The organism is Acidobacteriota bacterium (assembly GCA_009861545.1).
In the GTDB taxonomy this organism is placed as follows: Bacteria; Acidobacteriota; Vicinamibacteria; order Vicinamibacterales; family UBA8438; genus WTFV01.
The window spans coordinates 1-16,667 of record VXME01000051.1 but is presented as its reverse complement, the minus strand read 5'-3'; the positions used below and the strand labels follow the sequence as shown (position 1 = coordinate 16,667).

Here is a 16,667-nt window from a genome sequence, read left to right as displayed (position 1 = left end):
CCCCCGGGCCCGCGTACGGCGACGACGACGTGCCGCCCCCCCCGTCCCCTACCTCGATACGTACGGTGGCGCCCGTGGTTGCCGCCATGGCGGTCGGTGTGGTGGTGGCGTACCTGGTCAGCACGGGACTCGGCACCTCGGGTGACGAGCGCGTCGGCGTAGCGGACCCGCCCAGCGAGAGCGCAGGGGCGGGTGTGGAGTGGAGCGAGCAGACCGTGGCGGGCGCCGGCGGCGCGTCGGTGTCCGTTCCCGTCGGCGCGGCGCAGGCCCCTGGCTCCCCGCAGGCGCTCGTCGAGGAGCCGGTGGTGCCGGTCGGCGACCCGCCCATGGCGGATGGCGCACCGCCGCCCCGGCCGGTCGTTCCCGACCCGTGGGAGCAGAGCCCGCCGGTGCCGGAGACCGCAGCGGCAGCCGGCGCCGTCGAGCCGCCCGCGGCGGCGGGGTCGCCCGATGTTGCCGTCGCCGCGCCGGAGACGGCGTTGCCGCCGCCGGCGGGCGCGGGCCCGAGTGCCGATCCGCCCGCGGCGGCCGCCGGATCGCTGTACGTCGACTCCCGTCCTGTGGGAGCCGCGGTCAGCGTCGACGACGTCGTGGTGGGCGTGACTCCGGTGGAGGTGCCGGACGTGGATTTCGGCGCCCGGCGGGTGCGGATCGAGATGCCGGGCTACCGGCCGTGGGCGACCGAGGTCGACGTTTCCGGCACGGAACGGATCCGCGTCGCGGCACGGCTCGAGCCGGAGGGTCGGCGATGAAGGCGGTGCTCGCCCTCGAGGACGGTACCTGGTACGCCGGTCGCGCGGTGGGCGCTACAGGCGTCAACGCCGGCGAGGTGGTCTTCAACACGAGCATGACGGGTTATCAGGAGATCCTGACGGATCCGTCGTATGCCGGGCAGATCGTCACGATGACCTGTCCGCAGATCGGAAACTACGGCGTTGCCGAGGCGGAGGACGGGGAGTCCGGCGCACCTCGCGTGGCCGGATTCGTCATGCGCGACGATTCGCCGATCGCCAGCAACTGGCGGGCCACCGGGACGCTGCACGACTATCTCGCGTCGCACGGCGTCGTCGGCATCTCCGGCATCGACACCCGCGCGCTGACGAGACTGCTGCGCACGGCCGGCGTCATGCGCGGCGTAATCGGCACGGGGGCGATCGACCCGGCCGCGCTCGTCGCGCAGGCGCAATCGGCCCCCCGCATGGAGGGCAGCGACCTGGTCCGCTCGGTCACTTGCGCGGCGCCGTTCGACTGGCGCCCCGAGGACGACAAGCCCGCCGCCGGGTTCGAGATGGAGCCGGAGCGGCGCGCGGTGCGTCCGTTGCGCGTCGCCGCCTACGATCTGGGCATGAAGCGCAACATCCTGCGCCGTCTGGCCGCGCACGGCTGCGAGGTCAGGGTCTTCCCGGCCACGGCGCCGGCCTCCGATCTGCTGGCGATGCAGCCGGACGGCATCTTCTTCAGCAACGGCCCGGGCGATCCCGCCCCGCTGGACTACGCGGTCCGCAACGCGCGCGCGGTGATCGACAGCGACGTGCCGGCGTTCGGCATCTGCCTGGGTCACCAGGTGCTCGGCCGAGCGCTCGGTGCGCAGACCTACAAGCTCAAGTTCGGTCATCGCGGCGCCAATCATCCGGTCCGCAACGTGGCCACGGGAAAGATCGAGATCACCTCCCAGAACCACGGTTTCGCCGTGGATCCCGAGTCGGTGCCGGACGACGTGGAGGTCACGCACCTGAACCTCTACGACGGCACCATAGAAGGACTGCGCCACACGCGGCTCCCGGTTTCCTGCGTGCAGTATCATCCCGAGGCATCGCCCGGACCGCACGACGCCGACTATCTCTTCCGCGGCTTCATGGATGCGATGGAGCAGCGAGTGGGGCGGTCCGCGCGCGCCTGAACCCGTAAGACCACCGTCTCCCAACGTCCGCCATGCCCCGCCGTACCGACATCCAGCGCGTGCTCGTCATCGGATCGGGTCCGATCGTCATCGGGCAGGCGTGCGAGTTCGACTACTCCGGCACCCAGGCCTGCAAGGCGCTGCGCAGCGAGGGGCTCGAAGTCGTCCTGATGAACAGCAACCCGGCGACGATCATGACCGACCCGGACGTCGCCGACCGGACCTACGTCGAGCCGCTCACGCGGGAGTACGCCCGCTCGGTCATCGAGAAGGAGAAGCCCGACGCCCTGCTGCCGACCGTCGGCGGGCAGACGGCGTTGAACCTGGCGATGGAGCTCGGCGAGCAGGGCGTGCTCGAGGAGCTCGGCGTCAAGCTGATCGGCGCCTCCCTCGACGCGATCCGCGTCGCCGAGGATCGCCTCGCGTTCCGCGGCGCGATGGAGTCGATCGGCATCGAGGTGCCGGACAGCGCCTACGCGCGGTCCTTCGAGGACGCATTGAAGCTGGTCGACCGGTTCGGCTTCCCGGTCGTGATCCGGCCGTCGTTCACGCTGGGCGGCGTCGGCGGCGGCATCGCCTACAACATGGAGGAGTTCCGCGAGCTGTCGCGCCGCGGCATCGAGCTGAGCCCGGTCCACGAGGTGCTGATCGAGGAGTCGGTCATCGGCTGGAAGGAGTTCGAGCTCGAGGTGATGCGGGACGGGGCGGACAACTTCGTCGTCATCTGCCCGATCGAGAACATCGATCCGATGGGGGTGCACACCGGCGACAGCATCACCGTCGCCCCCGCCATGACCCTCACCGACAAGGAGTACCAGCGGATGCGCGACGCCGCGCGCCGCATCATCAACCGGGTGGGGGTCGAGACCGGCGGTTCGAACATCCAGTTCGCGGTCGATCCGGACACCGGCCGGATGGTCGCGATCGAGATGAACCCGCGGGTCTCGCGCTCGTCGGCCCTGGCGTCGAAGGCCACCGGCTTCCCGATTGCGAAGATCGCCGCCAAGCTGGCCCTGGGCTACCGCCTCGACGAGATTCCCAACGACATCACGCGGCTGACGCCCGCCTCGTTCGAGCCGACCATCGACTACGTGGTCGTGAAGGTGCCGCGTTGGACGTTCGAGAAGTTCCCGCGGGCGGAGCGGACGCTGACCACCCAGATGAAGTCGGTCGGCGAGGCGATGGCCATCGGGCGCACGTTCAAGGAAGCGTTCCTCAAGGGCATGCGTTCACTGGAGATCGGCCGCAGCGGCCTGCTCTTCGGCGCGCAGGGTCGCGCCGGCGCGGAGCCGGGCGAGCTGCGGCGGCGGATCGTCTCGCCGACGGACCGGCGCATGTGGGCCGTCTTCGAGGCGCTGGTCGCCGGCTGGTCCGTCGAGGAGCTGTACGCGGCGAGCCGCATCGACCGCTGGTTCCTGACGCAGTTCGCCGAGATCGTCGAGCTGCGCCGGCGCGCGGCGGAAGCGGGGCCGGAGGGGCTGTCGAAGGATCTGCTGCTGGAGCTCAAGCGCGCCGGCTTCGGGGACGAGCAGCTCGGCGCCGTCCTCGGCGTCGATGCAACCGCGGTTGCCGCCCGGCGGGCCGGCGAGGACCTGCGTCCCGTCTACAAACGCATCGACACCTGCGCGGCCGAGTTCGAGTCCTTCACGCCCTACCTCTACGGGACCTACGAGCGCGAGTGCGAGGCCGAGCCGAACGACCGCCCGAAGGTGGTCATCCTCGGCAGCGGTCCGAACCGCATCGGGCAGGGCATCGAGTTCGACTACTGCTGTTGCCATGCCGCGTTCGCGCTCCGCGAGGAGGGCTACGAGACGGTCATGGTCAACTGCAACCCGGAGACCGTGTCGACCGACTACGACACGGTCGACCGGCTGTACTTCGAGCCGTTGACCCAGGAGGACGTCCAGGCGGTCATCCGGCGCGAGCAGTCTGCGGGCGGCGAGGTTTCCTGCATCGTCCAGTTCGGCGGCCAGACGCCGCTGAAGCTCGCGCTCGGCCTGCAGTCGGCCGGCGTTGCCATCATCGGCACGTCGCCGGACTCGATAGACCTGGCGGAAGACCGCGAGCGGTTCGCGCAGTTGCTGGGCGAGCTGGGAATCCCGCAGGCGCCGCACGGTCTGGCAACCTCGCGCGAGCAGGCGCGCGCCATCGCGGACGACATCGGCTACCCGGTGCTCGTGCGGCCCTCGTACGTCCTCGGCGGCCGGGCCATGGCCATCGTCTACGACCCGGGCGCCCTCGACCGATACATGACCGAGGCGGTGGACGCGTCGCCGCAGCACCCCATCCTGGTCGACAAGTTCCTGGAGGACGCCTTCGAGATCGACGTCGACGCGGTCGCCGACCATACGGGCGCGGTCGTCATCGGCGGCATCATGGAGCACATCGAGGAGGCGGGCATCCACTCCGGCGACAGCTTCTGCGTGGTGCCGCCGTACCTGGTGCCGGAGCGGCACCTCTCGGTCATCCGCGACTACACGCGGCGGGTCGCCCGCGCCCTCAAGGTGGCGGGCCTGCTCAACATCCAGTTCGCCATCAAGGGCGAGACGGTCTACCTCATCGAGGTCAATCCGCGCGCCTCGCGCACCGTGCCCTACCTCTCGAAGGCGACCGGCGTACCGCTGGCGAAGGTCGCCGCGCGATTGATGGTGGGCAGGACGCTGGCGGAACTGGGGTTGACGGCCGACCTCGATGTCTCCGGCGTCTTCGTCAAGGGACCGGTCTTCCCGTTCGTCCGCTTTCCCGGCGTCGACACCCTTCTGGGGCCGGAGATGAAGTCGACCGGGGAGGTGATGGGGGGCGGCGAGAACTTCGGGATCGCGTTCGCCAAGGCCCAGCTCTCGGCCGGCCAGCGGCTGCCGGACCGGGGACGAGCCTTCATCAGCGTCAACGACGACGACAAGCGGAACGTCGTGCCGATAGCCCGCGATCTCGCCGGGCTCGGCTTCGAGCTGGTTGCGTCGAAGGGCACGGCCGCCTACCTGCGCGCCCACGGCCTCGACGTCGAGGTGGTCTACAAGATCAACGAGGGACGCCCGCACGTCGGCGACCGGCTGGTCGACCGGCAGGTGCACCTGATCATCAACACCCCGCTCGGCCGCGAGTCGTACTTCGACGACCTGACCATGCGGCGCGTCGCGATGCTGTACGGGATACCCTGCGTCACCACCCTGACGGGCGCCGCCGCCGCCGTCAGCGCCATCCGCGCCCTGCGGTCCGAGAAGCCCTCCGTCCGGCCGCTGCAGGAATACCACGCCGGCGTCGCCGCCCGCGGCTGATCGGCGCTGCGCCGCCGGCCCGCCCACCGCGCTGATGCCTCCCGGCGGCTGCCGCTCGCAGACTTGCGCCGGGACGGACCGCAGTCACCTTGCAGGATCGGCCGAGAGTTTGCATCGGTAGGGTGTGTGGCCCGACCCGCGCTGCCGCCCGCGCTCGCCCTCATCGCCGGGGCCGGCGTCGGGTGGGCGCTCCCGATCCCGAGCCTGGCGATGACCCTGGGAGTCGCCGTCCTGGCGGCGGCCGCCGCAGCCCTGGGCGTCGTCTTCGGGGCTCGACGCTTCGCGGCCGTCCTGTGCCTGCTCGGCTACGCACTGACCGGGCTGGCGGCCGGCCAGCGATCCCGTGCGGAGCTGCCGGCGCCGATCCTCGAGTGGTTCGAGGCGGAGATCGCGGCCGACGCGCCCGACGCCACGGCGTGGATTCTCGGACGGCTGCAGCGGGATGCCGCGCCCACCGACTACGGCGCAAGCCTCACCATCGAGGTCGTCCGGATAGGGCAGGGGAGGGATCTGCGGCCGCTGCGCGGCGTGGTCCGGGCGAGCGTCGGCGGCGCGTTCGTCGGCGGGCGCATAGGCGAGTGGCGGCAGGGACGGATCGTGCGGCTTCCGGTGCGGTTGCGCCGGCCGGCACGTTACGCCAACCGCGGCACGCCGGACCAGGCGCAGCGGTTGCAGGTGCGCGGGATCGACCTGCTCGGATCCGTGACCAGCGCGCTGCAGGTCGAGGTGATCGAGACCGGGGGCCTGCGACACGAATGGAGCGGCCGGGTGCGGGCGTTCATCCGGCGGTCCGTCGACGCGGCGGTGGGAACTCACGATGCGCGATCGGCCGCCGTCGTCACCGCCGTGCTGATCGGCGACCGCGCCGGGCTGGATCGCGACACCACCGAGCGGCTGCAGCAGGGCGGCGTCTACCACGTCATAGCCATCTCCGGCGGCAACATCGCGGTGCTGACCGCGGCCCTGCTTCTGTTGCTGCGCCTTGCCGGGGCGGGCGGGCGGCACGCCTCGCTGCTGGCCATTCTCTGCCTCCTGGTCTACGCCCAGGTCGTCGCGCCCGAGGCGTCGGTGACGCGGGCGGTGTTCGCGGCGGCGGTCTTTCTCGCGGCGCGCGCGGCGGACCACCGAACGGAGCCTCTGAACACGCTGGCGCTGGCGGCCGGCTGCCTGGTGGCGGCGGACCCGCGCTCGCTGGTCGACCCCGGCTTCCAGCTCACGTTCGGGGCCACGGCCGGACTCCTGGTCGGGGTGCCGCGGCTCATGCGGTGGGTCGATCGGGGTGAAGCGCCGCCGAATCCCGGTCGACCCGCGGACCGCGCACCTCGCGCGCCTGCCGTCCGGTTTCTGCTGGTGCCCGCCGCCGGCCTGCTCGTGGCGACGGTCTGCGCGGAGCTGGCGCTCTTCCCGATCGGCGCGCTGCACTTCTCGCGGGTCACCGTGGCGGGCCTCGGACTGAACTTCGCCGCGATCCCCCTGATGTCGGTCACCCAGCTCGCGGGCATGGCGGCGGTCGGCCTGGCCCCCGTCAGTTCCGCGGCGGCGGCGGCCGCCGGCTGGGTGGCGCATGCCGCGGCGGCCGGCATCGTCGAGTCGACGCGTGTCCTGACCTGGGCGCCCTGGCTATCGTGGCGGCTCCCCGCCCCGGGGCCGGCCGCCGTGGCCGTGTACTACGCCGGGTGGGTCATCGCGCTCGCCGCCGATCACGGACGGCGGAGGCGGCCGGACGGCGCGTCACCGGCACGCACGGCTCCGGACGCCGGTGGCTTCGGCAACCGGGTCGGCGCGGCGCGGTGGGTCGGCGCGGCGCTGGTCCTGGCGAGCGCGGCGGCGATGCTGGCCGCCCCGATCCCGGGTCTGGCCGACCGGGGCGCGGCGGACGCCTGTGAACCGCTCTCCCCGGCGACCGCCGGCGCGAAGCGGCTGCGGGTCGACTTCCTCGACGTCGATCAGGCGGACGCCACGCTGGTGCGCTTCCCGGACGGCCGCTCGCTGCTGGTGGACGCGGCGGGGCAGGCGCGCGGCCGGGCGGACGTCGGCGGCAGGGTGGTCGTGCCCGCTGTCTGGGCCCTCGGGGTACGCCGCCTCGACTATCTCGCGATCACCCACGGCCACCCGGATCATGTCGGCGGGGCAGCCGCCGTGCTGCGCGATCTCCGGCCGCGGGAGGTGTGGGAGGGGATTCCCGTGCCGTCGTCGGAGCCGCTGGCGGCGCTGCGGAGCGGGGCGCGGACAGCGGGGGCCGCATGGCGCAACGTCCACGCCGGCCATGTGGAGCGTATCGGCGGCGTCCGCGTCCGGGCGTTGCATCCGCCCGCGCCCGACTGGGAGCGCCCGCGCGTGCGCAACGACGACTCCCTCGTGTTGGACCTGCGTTATGGCGAAGTATCCATCGTCCTGCCCGGCGACATCGAGGCGGGGGTGGAAGCGGCCGTCGCGGCAGCCCTCGACCCGGCGGGACGGCGCGTGGTGAAGGCGCCGCACCACGGCAGTCGCTCGTCCAGCTCCGCGACCTTCGTGAAGGCGCTGAGTCCGGTCCTGGCGGTCGTGAGCGCGGGCCGCGACCATGCTTTCCGGCACCCGCACCGGGAAGTGGTCGCCCGCTACGCGGCGGCCGGCGCGGTCGTGCTCGCGACCGGGAACGAGGGCGCCATCGCGATCTGCACCGACGGCCGCGGCCTCGCCGTGTCGACTCATGACGGACGCCGCTTCGCCTGGTGATCGATGCGATCCGCGGGCGAGTCGGCAGGCGACGGAGCCTGCGCCGGGCGTCCGGCTCCGCAGCGTCAGTCGCCGGCCTTCACCCGCGCCCATTCCGCTTCCATTTCCTCGAGCGTCGCGTCGCGAAGCGCGACGCCGCGTTCCTGGAGGCGTGCCTCCAGCGCCGCGAAGCGGGCGGAGAACTTCCGGTTGGCGGCCCGCAGCGCCGTTTCCGGGTCCACGTCCAGATGCCGCGCGAGGTTGGCGACGGCGAACAGGAGATCCCCGAGCTCCTCCTCGACGTCGGCCGCGGATCCCCCGGTCCGCGCCTGCGCGAGCTCTCGCAGCTCTTCGGCGACCTTCGCTTCGACGCCGGCCGCATCCGTCCAGTCGAAGCCCACCGTGGCGGCGCGCTTGCCGAGGCGGTAGGCGCGCAGCAGCGCCGGCAGACTCTCGGGGATCGAGCCGAGGGCGCTCGCCGGCCGTCCGGCGGTCCGCTGCTCGTCGGCCTTGATCTCTTCCCACAGGCGCTTGACCTGGTCGGCGTCCGGGGCATGCTCGTCGCCGGCCTGCTCGCCGAAGACGTGGGGATGGCGCCGCACCAGCTTCTCGCAGATGGCGCGCAGCGAGTCGGCGATGTCGAAGTCGCCGCGCTCGGCGCTGATCTGCGCCAGGAACACCGCCTCGAGAAGGAAGTCGCCCAACTCGTCGCGCAGGGCGTCGCGGTCGCCGCGGTCGATGGCGTCGACCACCTCGTAGGTCTCCTCGATCACGAACGGGCGTAGCGACTCCAGCGTCTGCTGCCGATCCCAGGCGCAGCCGTCCTCGGCGCGCAGCCGCCGCATCAGATCCACGAGCCGCTGGAAGCCGTCTCCCGCCGTCCCGCGGTGCGCCTCCGGTTCGATTGACATGGTGGCGTATGCTAGCAGTCCGTGTCCGAGGTTACTTTCAACGCGTTCGTCGTGTCGCTGGCGACGACTGCCGCCGTGCACTTCGGCGACCTGGCCGACCCGGCGACGGGGCGTCCGGGTAAGGCCAACCTGGAGGGTGCGGGACAGGCTGTCGAGATGCTCGCGCTGCTGGAGCGCAAGACGGCCGGGAACCTGACCGCCGGCGAGGCGGCGTTCCTCGGCCAGGTGCTCGCCGAGCTGCGGCGGCGGCTGGTCGACGCGCATCGGGAGCAAACGCAGGCGGTCCGCGCGGCCGGGGGCGGCCGGCCGTAGCCGCTCCCGACGACCGTGCACATCACCTTTCTCGGCACCGGAACGTCGGCCGGGGTGCCCGTCATCGGTTGCGACTGCGCCACCTGTCGGTCGGACGATCCCCGCGACAAGCGCTGGCGGCCGTCCCTGGCGCTCGGCCTCGACGACGGGACCTCGGTGCTGGTCGACGCCTCGCCGGACCTGCGCGCGCAGGCGCTGCGGTTTCACCTCACGCGGGTCGACGCGATCCTCCTGACGCACGCCCACGCCGACCACGTGCTCGGCCTCGACGACGTGCGCATCTACAACTTCCGCCAGGGGGGCGCGATTCCCTGCTACGGGGCGGCGCGGGCGCTGGCCCGGGTGCGGCGGATGTTCGACTACGTCTTCGACCCCGCCACCCCGAGGGGCGGCGGACTGCCGCAACTCACCCTGCGCGAGCTGGCGGGCCCGTTCTCGCTGGGCGGCGCCACCATCATCCCGGTTCCGCTCCTGCACGGGACGCTGCCGGTGCTCGGGTTCCGCATCGGCGCCTTCGCCTACCTGACCGACTGCAACGCCATTCCCGACGCCTCGTGGCCGCTCCTCGAAGGCCTCGACACGCTCGTCCTCGACGCGCTGCGCCACAAGGCGCACCGGACGCACTTCACCGTCGAGCAGGCGGTCGGCGCCGCCCGCCGCATCGGCGCCCGCCGCACGCTGTTCACCCACATGACGCACGACCTGCCGCACGCGGCCACCTGCGCCGCGCTACCGGCCGGCGTCTCGCTCGCCTACGACGGACTGAAGCTGGACGTCGCGCCGGCCGCGACGGAGCACCTGCTGGTTCCGGGGTGCGCCGCTGCCGGGCTCTACTGATCGGCGGGTCTTCGACAGGCTGAGACTTTGAAGGAAGAGGAACCGACATGATCTGAATTACGTTCGCTCACTTACCACCCCGTTCCACCTCGGCGGTCGCACCGCCGTGCAACCGCGCTGAGGTTGGCACGCCGTTTGGCTCATGACCGGGAGAGCGCCAGATCCCTGCGCGCTTCCCCGGGTCCGTCGAAATCGGCTTGCTGTCCTCCTGGTTTCTGGCTTGCGGGATCCGAATCGGCTGCCAATCCCGTGGCAGGTGTGTCCCGATCTCCGATCTCCGTCGACCTGCGATCCCGCGTTGTCCGCCTACCCTGGCATGGATACTCCGCCTGGCCAAGACCCGTCAGGCCCAGCCATGCCACGCCAAGCCATGGCGCGTCGTGCCGTGTAGTGATCAGTATAGACGCTGGCCGATGGCTGCGCGATCCGCGGACCGATGGGCGGCCGGATTCCGCGCCGATGGACGGGTGATACACTCCTTTGTGAAAGGAACCTGAAATGGAAATGAAATACGAACAGGAAATGTTCGCCCTTGCCGATTGTATGGGTTGGGACATTCAGTACTACCGCAGACATCGGCTGGAACGCTCTCATCTGGTTGCACTGCTCCTACACGTGCATCGTGGCGCGAGCGAAGGCGCCTATACGCACGCGCAGGCGGATGCCGTCCTACAGAGGCTGATCAGATCCGCGCCGACCATCCTGGAGGCTGTGGACGCAGCACTGGCGGGGGGTCAAGTGGCGGCACCTGATGACGGCACGGGCCATGAAGACACAACGGAGACCCGCAGACAGTCGGCGGCGGCGGGCGTCCGCGCGACGCGATCCAAGTATGGAGATGACTACAGGAAGATCCCCTGGCCGGAGGATACAGCGTCCAAGGGCGTCCTGTAGCCGAAGAGTCGTGATGATATATACTTTGGAAAGAAAAGCGGGTCGGGGCCGGTTCGGCCATGGGACGACTCGGAGGCAGCCACCGGACACAGCCGGGCTGCCAACGGCATCAGCGCTCCTACCCGGGTGTTTCCCCGGCCCGCGTCGCGTATCCTACCCAACTCTGGCGCGGAGCGCCAACCTCCATGACCGACAAGAGCACGCAGATAGCCGATGCGCTCCAGCGGCTGAAGGCCGCCACCGACCGGCACAAGGCCGCAGTGAAGACGCTGGAGGACTTTGACAACATCCTCGGCCGCGTGGCTGCGTCGAGGACCAACCCCAACCCCATCCCCGTGACGTCATGGGGGATCGCCGTCGACTACGACGACATGCGGTACGAGGGCGGTATCAAGGTCGGCGGCTACGGCAAACCGATCATGCCGTGGCAGTGGCTCTCGGGGGAGAAGATCGTCGAGACCATCAAGGAGAAGAACGCCAGCGCCGCGGAGCGCGACGAGGCGCGCGAGCTGCTGGTCGAACTCGGGTTCGACATCCAGCAGCTCGCGTCTTGATGTCAGTCCCGCACGTCCACCATGTAGAGTTCCAGCCCGGTCTGGTTGCCCGAGGGACGGAACACCAGGATCATCTCGCTGCCGTCGCCGAAGGTGTACGTGAAGACGCGATCCTCGCCGCGGAGATCGATGGATGGGGTCATATCGTCCGGCATCTGAGAGAGGACATCGACCAGCGGGGAGCCGATCCCGCCCCGGATCCGGGAGAGATACGGGCGCGCAGACCGCGGAGACGTCGGGGAGCTGTCGCCCCGAACCACCCGTGAGGGCTCGCCTGACAACACCGCGGTGAGACACTGCTCCATTGGGAAGATCGTGTCGAAGGCCGGCACCTCGGGGTAGCACTCATGACCAGCACGCATGACGGCCTGCCCGCCTGTCTGGGTGATCTCCGTACCCAGGCGGGCGATGTTGTCCATTGACCAGATGTGCTGCCTCACACAGGTTCCGGCATGTCCTGCGCTCCCGGCACAGTAATCTACGAGATCTCTTGCCTCGCTTTGCCCCATCCACTCCGACCAGCGCACCATGCGGGCGAGTGCATCATCGGCATCATCGGCAGACGCAATGACGGGATCAGGCGATTCCTTTCGTGCAGCGCTCACATCGCCGCTGGGTGCAGGCTCCATGACGAACACCGCCGTCAGGGCGGCGGCTGCAACGAGAAGAGCGGCAACGGCGACGGCCGTGGCGAGCTGCGGGCGCATTGGCGACTCCCTCGGCCCCGACCTGAATTGGTCGCCGGGCCAGTCGCCAAACAGTCCGCGAACGCAGTTGCGGCTCCCGCTGATTCCCCGGCTGTACAGTCGGGTCTTGTATTGAGCGGGCGGCCCGACGGTGGACCGCTCGCGGACTGTTTGGCGCGGCGAGTCTACCACCGATCCCGACGTTACAGCACGAACAGGATCACGTACGCCACCGCGAAGATCGCGGTCCGCACAAGGAGCTTGCGGTCTACCATCGGGCAGATCCCTCCTGATTGGCCGCTGGATTTCGCTGTGCGGGTTGACGGCTGCCCGGTCGATGGGCGATACTGGCGTTGGTTTTTTGCGCCACTACCGCTCATCGTGCGGCCGTACCAGGCGGGGGTTGCAGCCCCCGTCGCCGTTCCCACGCTTCAATCAGTCTTCGATACACTCCCCTTTTGAGTCCGGTTCGCGCACGATCGCCGGGTCGCAGGGTCGCTGCCGGCCGGGATGGCTCGGCGGGTCGGAAGGTGCGGGCCGAGTCCCGCAGCAACGATTCTAGCACGGCGCGTCGCGCCGTACCCAGCAGCGCAGGGTCGGCAGAACATGGGCGGATATCGCCCACACGCGGAGCGGAGACGATGAGAAACACACTGAAGGAGCAGAGAATCCGCCTGTTCGAACGCGGGAACGACAGATGCCCCATCTGCCTGACCGTCTTCACGCGGCAGGACGTCGAACGAGGCGTGGCCAGCCTGGAGCACGTGCCAGCGAAGTCACTGGGGACCACTCGGCCCATCGCGATGTGCCTCACCTGCGCGGACTGCAACAGCCGCACCGGGCGCGTGGAGCAGAGAGTTGCGGACGTCGTCCATGCCGAGCGGCGCGGCGGCGAAAAAGTCACGCTGACGATCCCTGGGCTACCGAAGCAATCGGTGCGCATGACCGTGCAACCCAACGGCGATATCGTCGCGGCTATGCCGGAGAAAACGCGCATACCGCCGGACGAGTTCATGAAGGCGATGAAGGCAGGCGAGATCACCATACGGAGTTGCGTGCCGACGCCCAAAGCGGCGCGGATGCCGTGGCTGAAGGCTGCGTACCTGTCTGTGTTCTCTCTGCTCGGTCGTTGTGGCTACTGGTACGCGAAGGGTGCTGCCATCCGGCAGATCCGAGGACAGATCTGGGAACCGAGTAAGGAGATCATTCCTACCCCTATCCTCCGGGGTGTCGGGCCTCACCCGATCTGGCCGCAGGGCGGCATCCATATGGATCGAGCCGGCGGGCACTGGATGGTGAAGATCGGGGATCGTCTCATTCCCCTGCCGACAAGCGCGGACGAGTCGCTCTACGAGCGGCTGGCACGCGAGTGGTCACTGCCGCAGGGCGGGGTAGCCGAGATCAACTACACCACCTCCGGTGGACCCCTCTGGTACCCGCTCAAGTTCGGGGAAGCTCCCGCCTTCACCATCTCCGTCTCGAACTCCGGCGTGGCCTTTGCGTCCACCGGGACCGTGACCGCGACTGGCAACGACGACAGCGCGTCATTTCGGTTCGTCGTCGCAGACAGCAGGGATCAAGCCCTGACGGGGCTGCTCACCGATCGACTTATGCCCACACCGTAGGCGCGGAGCGTGCCCCGTCGAATTGGATTTTGGTAGAATACCGGGCGGGAGGCGCACAAGAGATGCCCACCGGACCGAACGGAGAGAAGAGGCCACAGGGCGACACGGCGTGCGCCGTGCATGTCATGAAGATCGCCACCGGAGAGATCCAGGAGAAGCGCCCGCCGCGCCAGACCGTGAAGCAGGCCCACCGGGCGAGGGAGGCCGCCGAGACGTACGGCGAGGTGCTCCGCGCCGGCAGCGGCAAGCCCCACTTCACGGTAGACTGATCCCTGAAGGCCCGCCGCGGAGCGGGCCTTTTCGCCGCCTTCCCGGACGCTTTTGCACGTATTCCGAACCTTTACACCTAGTACACCTGGGTGTATAATTGAAGGTTGGGAATAGGGCAAAGGAGGGCGACAGTGAACAGGTTGCCGCGGGCGAAGCGGGAGAAGATCCTGACGCTGCTGGTCGAGGGCTGCAGCATGAAGTCGATCATGCGCGCCGAGAAGGTCCACCTCGACACGATCACGCGGCTGCTGATCGACGCCGGCAAGGCGTGCATGGACTTCCACGACGCGGCAGTGCGCAACCTGCGGCTCACCAAGCGAGTGCAGGTGGACGAGATGTGGTCGTTCGTCTACTGCAAGCAGAAGACCGTCCCGTACGCAAGGAAGGCCCCGCCGGACGCGGGCGACGTGTGGACCTGGACAGGGCTCGACGCCGACTCGAAGATGCTCATCTCGTGGGTGTTCGGCCCGCGCGACTCGGGCTCGGCGTACAGGCTGATGCACGACCTGGCGTTCCGCGTGCCGGGGCGCGTGCAGTTGTCGACGGACGGGTTCCTCGCGTACCTGGATGCGGTGGAGAGCGCGTTCGGGGGCGACGTCGACTTCGCCCAGGTGATCAAGGCGTACGGGCCGGCGGAGGGAGAGCCGGAACGCGAGCGGCGCTACAGCCCCGGCGTCTGCACGTCGGTCCGGAAGGTGCCGATCATGGGCGACCCCATCGACGGCTACATCAGCACGTCGTACGTGGAGCGCAGCAATCTGAACTTCCGGATGGGCAACAGGCGGTTCACGCGCCTGACCAACGGGTTCTCGAAGAAGGTCGCGAACCACGCGTACCAGGTGGCGCTGTACGTCGTGTACCACAACTGGTGCCGGCAGCACACCACGACGCGGCTCGCGCCGGCGCAGGCCGCGGGGCTGACGGACGAGCTGCGGGACATGGACTGGCTGACGGGCCTGGTCGAGGCTCGGGACAAGCCGCCGGGGCCGCGGGGGCCGTACCGCCGGGAGCGGAAGAAGCGGAAGGACGCGGGGATCAAACGGGCGTAGTAGGATGCAGGGCAGGGGGAAGGCACCATGCAGACGATGCAGACAGAAGATCCGGTGCACACGCAACAGGAACCGCAGCAGTCGATGTCGCCAGATCTGGAACCGGCAGAGGAACTGCGCGTGTTGCGTGAGCGGCAGGACGCGATGGAGATGATTCTCGTGCTGTTGGCCAACAACTGGACCAACCTCGGAGTCGACGTCAGCGGCACCTTGGAGGAGATGCTCTCCACCATGCGCCGCACGGAAGCCCCTCAGTTCAAGACAGCAGTCGAGGTCTTCGACAACGTCAACAGGGCGCTCCTCAAGATCGCGCAGGGGAGGCGCTCCGGGAGCCATGACTAGCGATCACCTAGATCATCTGGTGGACGTCGCCACCCAGGCCATCCGCGCCATCGAAGCGCAGAGTGGTCACAAGGAGCCCCCGGTACAGCAACAGGATCTGGGCTGGCTCGGCCACATCTTCGGAACCCGCTACGCCACCACCAATATCGCCGGCATCGTGGCCGTCGCGATGGTGCTCTTGCTGGTTTTCATCTGGTACACCACCGAGACGCCGGAAGCTGTCGAACGAGAGTTCGCCACGGGCGCATTCAGCCTGATCAGCCTTGTACTGGGGTACCTGTTCGGATCGGCCAAGACGCGGGCGTAGTCACCGCGGACCGTCCTGGCGAGCAGTCATCAGATCCAGCAGAGCACGCTGAGCCGCCTCTGGAACTTCCGCTTTCCTCGACAACACGCCCGCTCTGGAGAGCCGAACCCCTACGTCGCGCATCCTCTCGTTCAGAACAGTGAGGAACTTGGCATCATCACTGTTCTCTGGCAAAGCACCTTGCTGTCGTAACAGGAATGTGACACCGCACCAAATCCAGAACAGATCCTCGGCGAGCCCTTTGTCGTTCACGGGGTACCTGCCTCTCGTGGAATCTGGCCGCGCATGGATGACGGATCGCGCAGCCATCGGTAGATCGACGACATCACTTCTTCTGCTCCTTCGCCTTCTCTGACCCCAGCGCGGCGATTGCACGCAGGCTGTTCTCGCGCTCGTGGCGCGCGACGTAGCACTCCTTGAATAGAATCTCGATCAGACCTATGAGCTTGGCGACTTCCTCTGGCTCGATCTCGATGATCTTGTCGACGTCATGGCCCATGTGCGCACCGATGTTGCCCACCTTGCGGAGGCCGTCTATGGCGTCCCAAAGGGGCTCGTCGATCTGCCCCTTCAGCGCGGTGATCTCCGCCGCCAAGGTGTTCTTGGTGACGCCCCAGAAGTCCCGGATAATCCCCTGCAGACACCGACGCGCCAGCGTGGCCGCCGCCTTGGGACTGAGATCCCGAATGAGACATGCCTCATAGTAGTCGTCGCGGATCTGCTTGGGAATGTAGCCGGGCTGTGGAACTGAAGATCCTTCGGGCCTCAGTCGCCGGCTGACGAGCGGCTTCTTCGCTGGGTCCGCGACAACCTTGTACCCAGAGGATCCATAGGTCTTGGGGGGGGCTTTGGCTGACCGCACATGCACGTCGATGGTGAAGTCGTTGCACTCCAGGTTCGGACACCGGACAGCCGCCCACGAAAGAAGCAACTCACCATGCTTGGAGAACGGGTGCGGCTCTTTTGCGTAGAATGCTATCTCACTCATTCATAAGGGGTTATACG

The 16,667-nt window shown here is 68.9% G+C and carries 17 protein-coding genes; 13 read left to right on the top strand and 4 right to left on the bottom strand.

Features of this window, described 5'->3' with window-relative positions; all coding sequences use genetic code 11:
• The first annotated feature begins 65 nt into the window (after positions 1 to 65).
• The 4 genes from F4X11_08065 (at position 66) to F4X11_08050 (ending at position 7,896) form a co-directional block, all read left to right on the top strand.
• Positions 66 to 752, top strand: a complete 687-nt coding sequence (locus tag F4X11_08065) for a PEGA domain-containing protein (GenBank protein ID MYN64967.1) — start codon at positions 66 to 68, stop codon at positions 750 to 752.
• Positions 749 to 1,900, top strand: a complete 1,152-nt coding sequence (carA, locus tag F4X11_08060) for a glutamine-hydrolyzing carbamoyl-phosphate synthase small subunit (GenBank protein ID MYN64966.1) — start codon at positions 749 to 751, stop codon at positions 1,898 to 1,900. Before F4X11_08065 ends, carA begins: the two co-directional genes overlap by 4 nt.
• Before the next feature lie 32 nt (positions 1,901 to 1,932).
• A complete protein-coding gene (gene carB / locus F4X11_08055) occupies positions 1,933 to 5,178 on the top strand; it encodes a carbamoyl-phosphate synthase large subunit (GenBank protein ID MYN64965.1) in 3,246 nt (1,081 codons plus the stop codon).
• Between the two features lie 126 nt (positions 5,179 to 5,304).
• Complete coding sequence (locus F4X11_08050; protein ID MYN64964.1) at positions 5,305 to 7,896, top strand: DUF4131 domain-containing protein; 2,592 nt, start codon at positions 5,305 to 5,307, stop codon at positions 7,894 to 7,896.
• 65 nt (positions 7,897 to 7,961) lie between these two features.
• Here F4X11_08050 and mazG read toward each other — a convergent pair whose 3' ends face one another.
• Entirely contained in the window at positions 7,962 to 8,786 is an 825-nt protein-coding gene (gene mazG, locus F4X11_08045; protein ID MYN64963.1) for a nucleoside triphosphate pyrophosphohydrolase, read from the bottom strand.
• A gap of 21 nt (positions 8,787 to 8,807) precedes the next feature.
• Between mazG and F4X11_08040 the strand changes: the two genes are divergently transcribed.
• The 4 genes from F4X11_08040 to F4X11_08025 all read left to right on the top strand — a co-directional run bounded on the left by F4X11_08040 (position 8,808) and on the right by F4X11_08025 (position 11,383).
• Complete coding sequence (locus tag F4X11_08040) at positions 8,808 to 9,098, top strand: DUF1844 domain-containing protein (protein ID MYN64962.1); 291 nt, start codon at positions 8,808 to 8,810, stop codon at positions 9,096 to 9,098.
• A gap of 15 nt (positions 9,099 to 9,113) precedes the next feature.
• Positions 9,114 to 9,935: an MBL fold metallo-hydrolase gene (locus F4X11_08035; GenBank protein ID MYN64961.1), complete on the top strand. Its 822-nt coding sequence runs from the start codon at positions 9,114 to 9,116 to the stop codon at positions 9,933 to 9,935.
• A 498-nt stretch (positions 9,936 to 10,433) separates the two neighbouring features.
• Positions 10,434 to 10,829 carry a hypothetical protein gene (locus F4X11_08030; protein ID MYN64960.1) on the top strand — a complete coding sequence of 132 codons (396 nt, stop codon included), beginning with the start codon at positions 10,434 to 10,436 and terminating at the stop codon, positions 10,827 to 10,829.
• A gap of 185 nt (positions 10,830 to 11,014) precedes the next feature.
• Positions 11,015 to 11,383, top strand: coding sequence for a hypothetical protein (locus F4X11_08025; GenBank protein ID MYN64959.1), 369 nt, complete (start codon positions 11,015 to 11,017; stop codon positions 11,381 to 11,383).
• Between the two features lie 2 nt (positions 11,384 to 11,385).
• Here the strand turns inward: F4X11_08025 and F4X11_08020 are convergent, their stop codons facing one another.
• The gene (locus tag F4X11_08020) at positions 11,386 to 12,090 is read right to left on the bottom strand and encodes a hypothetical protein (GenBank protein MYN64958.1); all 705 of its coding nucleotides are present in this window, start codon (positions 12,088 to 12,090) and stop codon (positions 11,386 to 11,388) included.
• A gap of 620 nt (positions 12,091 to 12,710) precedes the next feature.
• Here F4X11_08020 and F4X11_08015 point away from each other — a divergent pair.
• The 5 genes from F4X11_08015 to F4X11_07995 all read left to right on the top strand — a co-directional run bounded on the left by F4X11_08015 (position 12,711) and on the right by F4X11_07995 (position 15,662).
• Entirely contained in the window at positions 12,711 to 13,694 is a 984-nt protein-coding gene (locus F4X11_08015) for a hypothetical protein (GenBank protein ID MYN64957.1), read from the top strand.
• 62 nt (positions 13,695 to 13,756) lie between these two features.
• Positions 13,757 to 13,963, top strand: a complete 207-nt coding sequence (locus F4X11_08010; protein MYN64956.1) for a hypothetical protein — start codon at positions 13,757 to 13,759, stop codon at positions 13,961 to 13,963.
• A 132-nt stretch (positions 13,964 to 14,095) separates the two neighbouring features.
• Positions 14,096 to 15,013, top strand: a complete 918-nt coding sequence (locus F4X11_08005) for an IS1 family transposase (protein MYN64955.1) — start codon at positions 14,096 to 14,098, stop codon at positions 15,011 to 15,013.
• A gap of 27 nt (positions 15,014 to 15,040) precedes the next feature.
• Positions 15,041 to 15,355: a hypothetical protein gene (locus F4X11_08000; GenBank protein ID MYN64954.1), complete on the top strand. Its 315-nt coding sequence runs from the start codon at positions 15,041 to 15,043 to the stop codon at positions 15,353 to 15,355.
• A gap of 19 nt (positions 15,356 to 15,374) precedes the next feature.
• Positions 15,375 to 15,662, top strand: coding sequence for a hypothetical protein (locus tag F4X11_07995; protein MYN64953.1), 288 nt, complete (start codon positions 15,375 to 15,377; stop codon positions 15,660 to 15,662).
• Here F4X11_07995 and F4X11_07990 read toward each other — a convergent pair whose 3' ends face one another.
• Complete coding sequence (locus F4X11_07990; GenBank protein ID MYN64952.1) at positions 15,663 to 15,914, bottom strand: hypothetical protein; 252 nt, start codon at positions 15,912 to 15,914, stop codon at positions 15,663 to 15,665.
• A gap of 73 nt (positions 15,915 to 15,987) precedes the next feature.
• Complete coding sequence (locus tag F4X11_07985; protein ID MYN64951.1) at positions 15,988 to 16,650, bottom strand: DUF4145 domain-containing protein; 663 nt, start codon at positions 16,648 to 16,650, stop codon at positions 15,988 to 15,990.
• Between the last annotated feature and the right edge of the window lie 17 nt (positions 16,651 to 16,667).

Excerpts from the sequence above, each read along its gene's own strand:
- carA (MYN64966.1), top strand. The coding sequence starts at position 749 with ATGAAGGCGGTGCTCGCCCTCGAGGACGGTACCTGGTACGCCGGTCGC.
- carB (MYN64965.1), top strand. The coding sequence starts at position 1,933 with ATGCCCCGCCGTACCGACATCCAGCGCGTGCTCGTCATCGGATCGGGT.
- mazG (MYN64963.1), bottom strand. The coding sequence starts at position 8,786 with ATGTCAATCGAACCGGAGGCGCACCGCGGGACGGCGGGAGACGGCTTC.
- F4X11_08030 (MYN64960.1), top strand. The coding sequence starts at position 10,434 with ATGGAAATGAAATACGAACAGGAAATGTTCGCCCTTGCCGATTGTATG.
- F4X11_08025 (MYN64959.1), top strand. The coding sequence starts at position 11,015 with ATGACCGACAAGAGCACGCAGATAGCCGATGCGCTCCAGCGGCTGAAG.
- F4X11_08020 (MYN64958.1), bottom strand. The coding sequence starts at position 12,090 with ATGCGCCCGCAGCTCGCCACGGCCGTCGCCGTTGCCGCTCTTCTCGTT.
- F4X11_08015 (MYN64957.1), top strand. The coding sequence starts at position 12,711 with ATGAGAAACACACTGAAGGAGCAGAGAATCCGCCTGTTCGAACGCGGG.
- F4X11_08010 (MYN64956.1), top strand. The coding sequence starts at position 13,757 with ATGCCCACCGGACCGAACGGAGAGAAGAGGCCACAGGGCGACACGGCG.
- F4X11_08000 (MYN64954.1), top strand. The coding sequence starts at position 15,041 with ATGCAGACGATGCAGACAGAAGATCCGGTGCACACGCAACAGGAACCG.
- F4X11_07985 (MYN64951.1), bottom strand. The coding sequence starts at position 16,650 with ATGAGTGAGATAGCATTCTACGCAAAAGAGCCGCACCCGTTCTCCAAG.